Annotated in this window: 3 protein-coding genes; 2 read left to right on the top strand and 1 reads right to left on the bottom strand. The window is 39.8% G+C overall.

Annotation, left to right across the window (positions count from 1 at the left end):
- Window positions 1-84 precede the first annotated feature (84 nt).
- Entirely contained in the window at window positions 85-1,713 is a 1,629-nt protein-coding gene (locus STRDD10_RS06490; RefSeq protein WP_067194101.1) for a putative polysaccharide biosynthesis protein, read from the bottom strand.
- Window positions 1,714-1,802: 89 nt separating this feature from the next.
- On the opposite strand from STRDD10_RS06490, the gene STRDD10_RS06495 reads away from it, so the two are divergent.
- Both STRDD10_RS06495 and STRDD10_RS06500 read left to right on the top strand, forming a co-directional pair.
- Complete coding sequence (locus STRDD10_RS06495; RefSeq protein WP_067194440.1) at window positions 1,803-3,248, top strand: UDP-N-acetylmuramoyl-L-alanyl-D-glutamate--L-lysine ligase; 1,446 nt, start codon at window positions 1,803-1,805, stop codon at window positions 3,246-3,248.
- Window positions 3,249-3,705: 457 nt separating this feature from the next.
- On the top strand, window positions 3,706-9,351 hold the full coding sequence (locus STRDD10_RS06500) for a ZmpA/ZmpB/ZmpC family metallo-endopeptidase (protein WP_067194102.1): 5,646 nt from the start codon (window positions 3,706-3,708) through the stop codon (window positions 9,349-9,351).
- Window positions 9,352-10,133 lie beyond the last annotated feature (782 nt).

A 10,133-nucleotide genomic window follows, 5' to 3' on the forward strand; every position in this document is an offset into this window, starting at 1 on the left:
AACTGCACCCCGAAAGTTAGATTTTTTCTGTCTAACTTTTTGGGTGCAGGTCAAAAAAGTACCTAGCTTCTTTATTAAAAACTGCTATGAAATATGACATTTCTTTCTTAAACTAGCTGCCTGTTGCCCAATAAAACGGTCAAAAAAGCGAAGTTTTAAACCAAGACCTCCATAAACTACGATTCCAATGCCACCTATTACTACCAGAAAAACGATACTAGTCAAACGACTTGTAGGCTGCATAACGAGACCCAGTAAACCTTGTAGCAATAGTACTCCAACCAACATGACTAGACTTAAAATGAACGTCAAGAGTACTCGTTTCAGTACTATTTTTCGATTAAAACTAGTGATAGTTTGGATTTCCTTGTACATAAGATAAATCGGAACTAGTAACCCCAAACTTGTTGCAAGAAGAGGACCATAAGATTTAAAGAAATAAATAAAAGGAATCTGAAGAACTACTTTCACTACAACTCCATATAGGAAATAAGTAATTGCTTTACGATTTTGGAAAAGTGCCTGAATCATTGGAGAAAGTACCGTATATAACCCCAAAATAATGGTTTGCAACATAGCGAGGATAAATAAACCCAATGCTTGTCCCTCTGGTATCCCATAAAAAACAGTATAGAGTGGTTTTGCCAATACAACTGCCCCTAAGGTAGCAGGAATTAAGAAGGCAAGTAACATGGTCAAGTTATCTAAAACAAGTTTTCCAGCTGCTCTTAAGTCTCCCTTTATGTAATTTTCCGTTAAGAGTGGAATGCCGACACCACCAATCGAAGTCGCTACTGCGATTAAAATCATAGTGATTTTATTAGGATTAGCAGAGAAATAACTAAACTGAATTAACAATTCTGAACGACTGTAATTTGTAAACCAGGACATGACATGGCTATAAGTCATTTGATCTAAAATCTGAAACAATTGAATAGCTGAACCAGTAATAATAAAAGGAATAGCCTCACGAATTGTATCAATTAAGAGAGTTCTCGTATCAATCGACTCTTCGATTTCAGACTTCTTAAAGATAGCACTTAGAAGTCTTGTTTTCCATAAGAAATAAAGCAAGACTGCCATACTAGCCACCATTCCAACAAAAGCTGCAAAGGTTGACTGAGTTACAGCATCAACATAATTCTTTGAACCCATCTGCATAATCATAAAGGTCGTTAAAAGCATCCAAATAACACGAATAACCTGCTCCGCAATCTGACTAAGCGCATAAGGTTTCAAATTATTATATCCTTGAAAAAAACCTCGGATAACACTCATAGAGGGAAAGACTAGCACGGCCCAAGATAAACTTTGCATGATAGGAATCAAGTCTCTTCCCCCACCAGATAAGGTAGCAAAGAGAGGGGAAAGGAGGTACATGACAAGCCCAAACACCACCCCTAATACCAGCATAAATTTTAAAAATCCTCGGATAAGCGCAAAGCTATGTTCCTCTTGATTTTTGGTATTAAACTTGGCCACTTGTTTAGCTACAGCAACTGGAACTCCTGCGGTAGAAATCAAGAGAAACCAAGCATATATATTATAACCCATTGTAAAAAGACCATTTGCTTCAGCAGCATGCTGTCCCATCCAAATATACCATGGTATAATGTAAGCAGCTCCCAAGAGACGGCTAATAAAGTTACTGGCAGTCATCCATACTGTTCCACGTAACATCTGGGACTGTTGATTACTACTTTCTTGACTCATAAATGTCCTCTATCCTAGAATATTCTCTTTTTATTATAAACTTTTCCTTGACACTTGTAAAATATGGGCTTTGGGATTATAATGAAAATATGATAAAAATTGAAACTGTATTAACCATTTTAAAGCAGGATCACAATTTCCGTGAAATCCTTACGAACAATGAATATGCCTATCATGCATCCAATATTCTCTTTGACAGTCTTAGTTACGATAGTCGCTGTATAACTCCTTCTACCCTTTTTTTTGTCAAAGGGGCTACTTTTAAGAGAGAATTCTTAGAAACAGCAGTTAAAGAGGGCCTTACATGGTATGTAGCAGAACATGATTATCAAGTGGGGATTCCCGTTATCCTTGTCAATGACATCAAACAAGCAATGAGTCTGATTGCGATGGAATTCTATGATCATCCTGAAAGAAAATTAAAACTCCTTGCTTTCACTGGGACAAAAGGAAAGACTACAGCTGCTTACTTTGCCTACAAAATCCTTGAACAAAGTCAACGTCCTGCCATGCTTTCTACTATGAATACAACACTTGATGGCAAAACTTTCTTCAAGTCTACCTTAACGACTCCTGAAAGTCTGGATCTCTTTTCCATGATGGCTGAAGCTGTAAAGAACCAACGAACTCATCTGATTATGGAAGTATCTAGCCAAGCCTATCTAGTCAAAAGAGTCTATGGACTAACTTTTGATGTTGGAGTATTCCTGAATATCAGTCCAGATCATATCGGACCAATTGAACATCCTACTTTTGAGGATTATTTTTATCACAAGCGACTATTGATGGAAAATAGTCATGCAGTTGTCATAAACAGTGAGATGGATCACTTTGATTTGCTCAAAGAACAAGTTCGTAACCGACCACACGATTTTTATGGTAAGCAATCAAAAAATCAAATTCTTGATTCTGAAGCCTTTTCTTTCTCAACAAATGGACGTTTAGCTGGAGAATTCCAAATACAATTAATCGGACGTTTCAATCAAGAAAACGCACTAGCAGCCGGTCTTGCCTGCCTTCGTTTAGGAGCAACTTTATCTGATATCACAACCGGAATTGCTAAAACAAGTGTTCCTGGTCGTATGGAGGTGTTAACTCAACGAAATCAAGCAAAAGTTTTTATAGACTATGCCCATAATGGAGACAGCCTTCAAAAACTTCTGTCAGTTGTTCAAGAGCATCAAAAAGGGAAAATAGCTCTCGTTTTAGGTTCGACCGGTAACAAGGGAGAAAGTCGCCGGAGAGATTTTGGAATCTTGTTAAACCAGCATCCGGAGCTAGAGATTTTTCTAACTGCTGATGATCCTAACTACGAAGACCCCCTAGCGATTGCGAATGAAATCGCTAGCTATATTTCTTTTAAGGTAACAACAATCGCTGATCGTAAGACAGCTATTCAAACAGCAATGAAATTGACTTCCAACGAGAATGATGCTGTCATCATTGCTGGTAAAGGAGCCGATCAGTACCAAATCGTTAATGGAAAAAAAGAAACCTATCCTGGGGATCGAGCTGTCGCAGAAAACTACTTATAAAAACTAAAAGGCTGGAGAAAAATTCCAGCCTTTTAAAATTACACTAAAAAAATCCGATTGACTCAGTGAGTCATCCTTCACATCACTATTTAAGGAAATAAGAAAACTTAAAAGCAACTTTCCTATATTTATCTACTGTTAATGCTCCAAGGATACGTTTCTAATAACAATACAGTTCCTTTTTAGTTACAATCTTGAAAATTCTTTTTAGTATTCGATTTGAGAGAAAATGAAATGAACTCTTTTTACGCTTCAGAGTTTATTTTTTGTATTTTCATATCACTTACTAAATTTTAGAAAATTGAATTATTTATTTCAGAAAATGAATTTTCTAGCTGATAAAATTGGATTTCATATGTAAAAGGTGGTAAAATGAGATTGTTTGTGCTATTAGTATACTGATAGTTGTTTACCATATTGTAATCATGGATATACATTCAAAATTAGGAGAGATGAAATGGAAAAACGACAACGTTTTGGTATTCGGAAATTTGGAAGTCTAGTAGCTTCCGTAGTCATTGGAGTTAGTTGGTTCACAACAGTCCACGCTCAGAGTAAAGTAACACAATTTCAATATCTAGAAAAATCTGAACTGACACAAGAACAGCTACTCCGACTATCTTATGATAATCCTCAAGTCACAGAAGATGTCTATTATCTTGTCTATGAGCCTAGTCATACGGCCCTTCCTGTTACAGCCGCTAGTCAAAATACAGGTTGGTTACTTGCCGGTTTAACAATTGGCTCCCTTGTCATTATGTGCAGTAAAAAGAGAAAAAAAGTTCTCCTAGTATTTTTGATGACAAGTAGCGGACTACTAGCCCTTAATTCTGTTCAAGCGTCTACAAAACTAGCACAGTACAATCAAGAACTGATGGCTTCTTCTGTTCAAGATGGAGTCCGAGATATCCCTGGGTATCGCTACATTGGTTATTTCACTGAAAAGGATGAGGAAATTTTCTCTGCATTTAAAAATGCATCATCTAAACTAGAACATTCTCAAACTAGGCCGAATACACATCAACATAATTCGATATCATTCCCACAAGCGGTCTTTGCTCAGAATGGGGATGAAGACGGAAAACCAGCCATTCAAGAGGAACTACCGGAAGCGGTCATTGCTCAGAATGGAGATGAAGACGGAAAGCCAGCCGTTCAAGAAGAGTTACCAGAAGCGGTCGTAACGCAAAATGGGGACAAAGACGGAAAACCAGCCATTCAAGAGGAACTACCGGAAGCGGTCATTGCTCAAAACGGGGACGAAGACGGAAAGCCAGCCATTCAAGAAGAGTTACCGGAAGCAATTATTGCTCAGAATGGGGATGAAGACGGAAAACCAGCCATTCAAGAAGAGTTACCAGAAGCGGTCGTAACGCAAAATGGGGACAAAGACGGAAAACCAGCCATTCAAGAGGAACTGCCGGAAGCAATCATTGCTCAGAATGGAGATGAAGACGGAAAGCCAGCCATTCAAGAGGAACTACCGGAAGCAGTCATTGCTCAAAACGGGGACGAAGACGGAAAGCCAGCCATTCAAGAAGAACTACCAGAAGCGGTCGTAACGCAAAACGGGGACGAAGACGGGAAACCGGCCATACAAGAGGAACTGCCGGAAGCAATTATTGCTCAGAATGGGGATGAAGACGGAAAGCCAGCCATTCAAGAAGAGTTACCTCAAGCAGTCATTGCTCAGAATGGAGATAAAGACGGAAAACCAGCCATTCAAGAGGAACTGCCGGAAGCAGTCATTGCTCAGAATGGAGATAAAGACGGAAAACCAGCCATTCAAGAGGAACTGCCGGAAGCAGTCATTGCTCAAAACGGGGACGAAGACGGAAAGCCGGCTATTCAAGAAGAGTTACCAGAAGCAATCATTGCTCAGAACGGAGATAAAGACGGAAAGCCAGCCATTCAAGAAGAGTTACCAGAAGCGGTCGTAACGCAAAACGGAGATGAAGACGGAAAACCGGTCATTCAAGAGGAACTACCGGAAGCGGTCATTGCTCAGAATGGAGATGAAGACGGAAAGCCAGCCATTCAAGAGGAACTACCGGAAGCAGTCATTGCTCAAAACGGAGATGAAGACGGGAAACCAGCCATTCAAGAAGAACTACCAGAAGCGGTCATTGCTCAAAACGGAGATGAAGACGGAAAGCCAGCCATTCAAGAAGAGTTACCGGAAGCTCTTATCCGTACCGTCATTCGTCAAGAGGAAATCCCGATTAGTCAAGTCACTGAAATGGATGACAACCTATTTGAAGGGGAAACAAAACAAGAACTTGGACAAACGGGACAACTGACGATTACAACAGAAATCCTTACCGACGCCGATGGTAACGACATTGTCATCAGTGAAAATCGAGTTGAAACTCGCCCGATGATCCCCCATAAAACCATTATCGGCCGTAAAAAACAGGAAATTACGGTTGAGAAATCCATCGAACTACGTGAAGTCACCTCAGCTCAGCTCTTTAAAAAAGATGGCAACAACTACATAGCAATGAATGAAATAGAAAACGCTCCAAGTGATCTAAGTAACTACTACGTCAAGGTTGCTTCTTCTAAATTCAAGGATCTTTTTCTTCCAATCACAGCCGTCAAAGAGGTCACAAAGGATAACCAAACCCAATTTGAATTCACTGCTAGTCTAGATAAACTCAAACAAGCTGAGAATACTAGTGACTACCAAGATGGATACCGCTTTTTCGTCCAAAAATTCCATCCAAGTATCAACAATGTTTATACTTCTGTTAACGATTTAGTTACTGCTATGAACAAGAATCCCGCTGGGACCTATATCCTTGGCAGTAACATGGATTTTTCTAACTTGACTGGTACAGGAACTATCATTAAGGGAGAGTTCTCAGGTAGCTTGACAGGGAAAAACGGCGATACCCAATATGCCATGTACGGTCTCACTCGTCCTTTCTTTGATAAAATAACCTCCGCAACCCTGAAAGATATTGTCATCAAAGATGCCACTATCATCGGGAAAGAGCAATTAGGAACGCTCGCTGTATCTATGGATGGTGGGCATCTTGAAAACATATCTGTCACAGGGAAACTCAAGGGAAATCGCGATATCGGGGGAATTATCTATAAAGTAGATAATCGAACTGAAGTACGCAATGTTCACTTTACAGGCTCTATTGAAGCCCCTGCCAATACAGGTGGTTCTTCTCGCATAGGAGGACTATTTGGTCATTTGGGTCGTGCATTTGTCGATACTGCCACTGCGAAGGTTGATATCAAAGTAAAACATCCTGCGAATCGTAACTATACTACAGGAGGATTGGTCGGACTCATGTCCTACCCACCACTATGGGAAAGAGAACGCAATCAACTTCAAAATGCCTACGTAGAAGGAACGATTACAAATTCTGGTTCTCCAGATGCCAGTGTTGGAGGTGCGATTGGATCCAACATGACAAACGGAAATACCAATAATCTACTCGCCAATGTAGCCGTCGAAAATGGGTATCAATTTTACGGAGCTACCCATGTGAATGATAGCCATGCCAAAATTCTAAAAAATAATCTACTGGGAAGCAAATCCCGCGGTAAGACAGATATTGATAAAATCCAGACACGATTATTGAGCGATGAAGAAGTCAAGGCCAAGGTCTCTGAACTAACAGCAGGCGATATCGGACTCCCTCTCGCCCCTACCTTTACAAACCCAAATGCCTATCATGTAGACTACTCACGGATAAAAGGCTACCAAAAAGAGTACAATCAAGCCTACAAGAACCTGGAATACCTCATCCCTTACTATAATAAAGAAGAAATCGTCAAACTAGGAAATCACGTCACTGGAAACCTCCTTGAGAAAGAAATCAAGCAAGTTTTTGCCTTAAAAGATGAGGAACTCCATCCTTACGATGCAACAAAACTACTTGTTCTCTATACTGATAAAACAAGAGAAACATTTGATTTAACAGATAAAACCTCCTTTACTAGTCGATTATTAGAGTACAAACTGGCAGGAACTAACTTAGTCTATACGCCGACTTTACTAGCTGAACAGACTGATATTGATACCGTAAAAGAGGCACTCGCTAGTGTTTCCTTGTATTCTGATGCCGTCTATACGGCATTAAACCTCACCACCAACCAAGAAATCAGTGTGAAACGACTCTACTTTGATGAAGGCCTATTAGCCCTAAAAGAGAATTTAGACGAAACGGTTAAGCTCCTACTAGAAAATGGAGCTAATCCAGAAGACATTATCTCACATAAAGAAAAAATTGCCTTAGCATTGATTCATGTAGCCAATTACTACAACTTCAAGGTCGGGGATGTTCGTACCAAGAATTTCCTCCTAAACCGTAGTTATCCTCAGAAAGCCAACCTAGTCGAAACTCTAATCAGCCTAGGCGGAAACTTTTCTGCACTCCGTGGAGCAAATTCGGCAAGTTCCTACACCAACTATATTTCAAGCTTAACTGGAATCAATAGTCTTGATGACTTCTTTAACTATCACCGGGAACTCCTCAGTGACTTTCATGATAACGATAGCTGGTTTAAAGATGCCGTCAAAAACCATGTTGTTTTGGAAGAACGCCAATCCACAGTTGAAGAAATCAAACAAGCAGAATACCGAGCCTTTGCAAAGCTAAAACACCCTGACTTCATCAACTACCTTCTTCCCCTCCTCAACTTACAAAAATCACAGCTCTATCTTATCTCTAATTATTCGACCCTAGTATTTGGATCTAGAGACAGAGAACCCCAACTATCGGACCAAGCTTGGAAAGCAGCCATCAAAAAAGCAGCCGACGCCCATAGAGATTATCTGGATACTTGGTATCGAATTGCCGAAGATAATGTAAAAAGCAGATTGGTAAAAGACCGTAACCTACCTGTCTGGGATGGCTACAATCAAAACGGTTGGGTAGATGAATTTGGTCGATATGGACAACAGAATGAGTTTAGGTCATTACGAGAATTCTTTGGCCCTATTGGCAAATATTATGGAAACAATTGGACAGGTGCCTATGCCCTTATCGGTATACCAAAAACACTGGTACACTATATCCTACTAGGAGCACTCGATGAGTATGGTCAATCTGTCTTTACACACGAAGTCACCCATGTCTACGATGATAGCATCTATTTAGGTGGCTATGGTAAACGAGAAGGGCAAGACTTCGAAGCTTATGCCCAAGGTCTCCTTCAATCACCACGTGACGGCGGAGAAATCGGGATTAACCTCATGTTTACCAAACCAAACGATGGTACACGTTACTACAATCCATCACCAGAACAGTTCCGCAATAAGGCAGATATCGATGCTTATATGCGCCGCTATATCGATACCCTTATGGTCTTGGCACACGCCGAAACCGACGCTGTTCTTGCAGCAAACAATCCCGAACTGATCAATAAATGGTTTAAAAAAATGGATAAACTCCCTCATCCAAACGCCAAAAACGATAATGAAAGGAAAGACCAGCTCGACCTAGTACGGGATTTGACCAAAGAAGAGCGGGATAGTGCAGATCACATTCAGTCTATCAACGATCTAATCGACCGGAACTATATTTCGATCCAGTATGCACAAGGAAATGGAAAATATGATGGACGAGGACTGGATTGGGATACCTACACTACCCCACATATGCTCTCTAATATCTACGGTGGAAACACTAGTGACGGCGGGGCTGGAGCGATTAGTTTTAAAAATAATGCTTTTTATATGTGGGGCTACTATGGCTACAGTAAAGGATTCCTTGGCTACGCTTCGAACAAACATCGTCATTTAGCTCAAGCAAAAAATGAACGCTTATCTGACAAATTAATTATCCAAACAGTATCAGAAGGTCGTTTTGAAACCTTAGAAGACTGGAAAAAGGCTTACTTTAGCGAGGTCAAGGAGAGAGCTAAGACGCAGTTTAAACCAGTCACTGTAAATGGTATCTCCTACTCTAGCTACCAAGAATTAGTCGATGCCTTTCGTAACCTCCTCACAGGGGTCAATACAAAAAATCAACAAGAAACCAATCGTGCTCGTGAAGCTGTCTATAAATTAAAGGAACAAATTTACAAGACTTGGCTCAAAGACACCAACGGTTTCCAAGAAAATACCATCGGGAATCAATAAGGTATCGGGAGCAGAAAATCTCCATCTAAAGGGGGTTCCCTACATAAATCCGATTAGATAGGAGACTCCTCATCCCCCACTACTTAAGTGTCATTTCTCGAGTATCGTTTTAAGAGTCTGGGCTATTGTCCAGACTCTTAACTTTTGACACCGTTCACCATTCTTCATTTGGAAAATTATCCACAAAATCCAACCTTTATACTATCTCTAGTGGAGAATCCAACCACAGATAGCATAGGGCTTTTAATGACACAATAAGACTACATGATTTACAATGAAAAACAATCAAACTGGCATTAGAAAGAGCTATGTAGATACACTTAGCCTTACAAAAAACTCCATAGGATAATAAACCCCAATATCAAATCAGTATATTTTAGATAAGATAGCAAACCATATAAAAGGCAACGCTCATTCCAATGATAACAGTTTTTCTTATCCCTTTTCGAAGAGCTGATGGGCAAATACGATTTCATAGCAAATTCTTCTAAAATAGAGCAATAACAGCTCACATTTTCTTAGATGACCATTTTGACATCTGAAATATCAAAAAAGAAGGGCTCTATAATTTCTGTAGTGGGTAAAACCACTGTAGAGATTATAGAGCTTTTTGAGTGTACACAAAAAGTCCCATAAGAACTATAATGAAAAGCGACGAAACTACCATTAGGAGAAACTTATGAGACTTATGAGACTTATTAAAAATACCACAGAATTAATCGGAATGAAAGACCCCAACATCATTATTTCTCTTGTTTTTGAAACTGACACTCATATCGAGA

It is taken from the genome of Streptococcus sp. DD10, from assembly GCF_001578805.1.
GTDB lineage: Bacteria > Bacillota > Bacilli > Lactobacillales > Streptococcaceae > Streptococcus.

Excerpts from the sequence above, each read along its gene's own strand:
- STRDD10_RS06490 (WP_067194101.1), bottom strand. The coding sequence starts at position 1,713 with ATGAGTCAAGAAAGTAGTAATCAACAGTCCCAGATGTTACGTGGAACA.
- STRDD10_RS06495 (WP_067194440.1), top strand. The coding sequence starts at position 1,803 with ATGATAAAAATTGAAACTGTATTAACCATTTTAAAGCAGGATCACAAT.
- STRDD10_RS06500 (WP_067194102.1), top strand. The coding sequence starts at position 3,706 with ATGGAAAAACGACAACGTTTTGGTATTCGGAAATTTGGAAGTCTAGTA.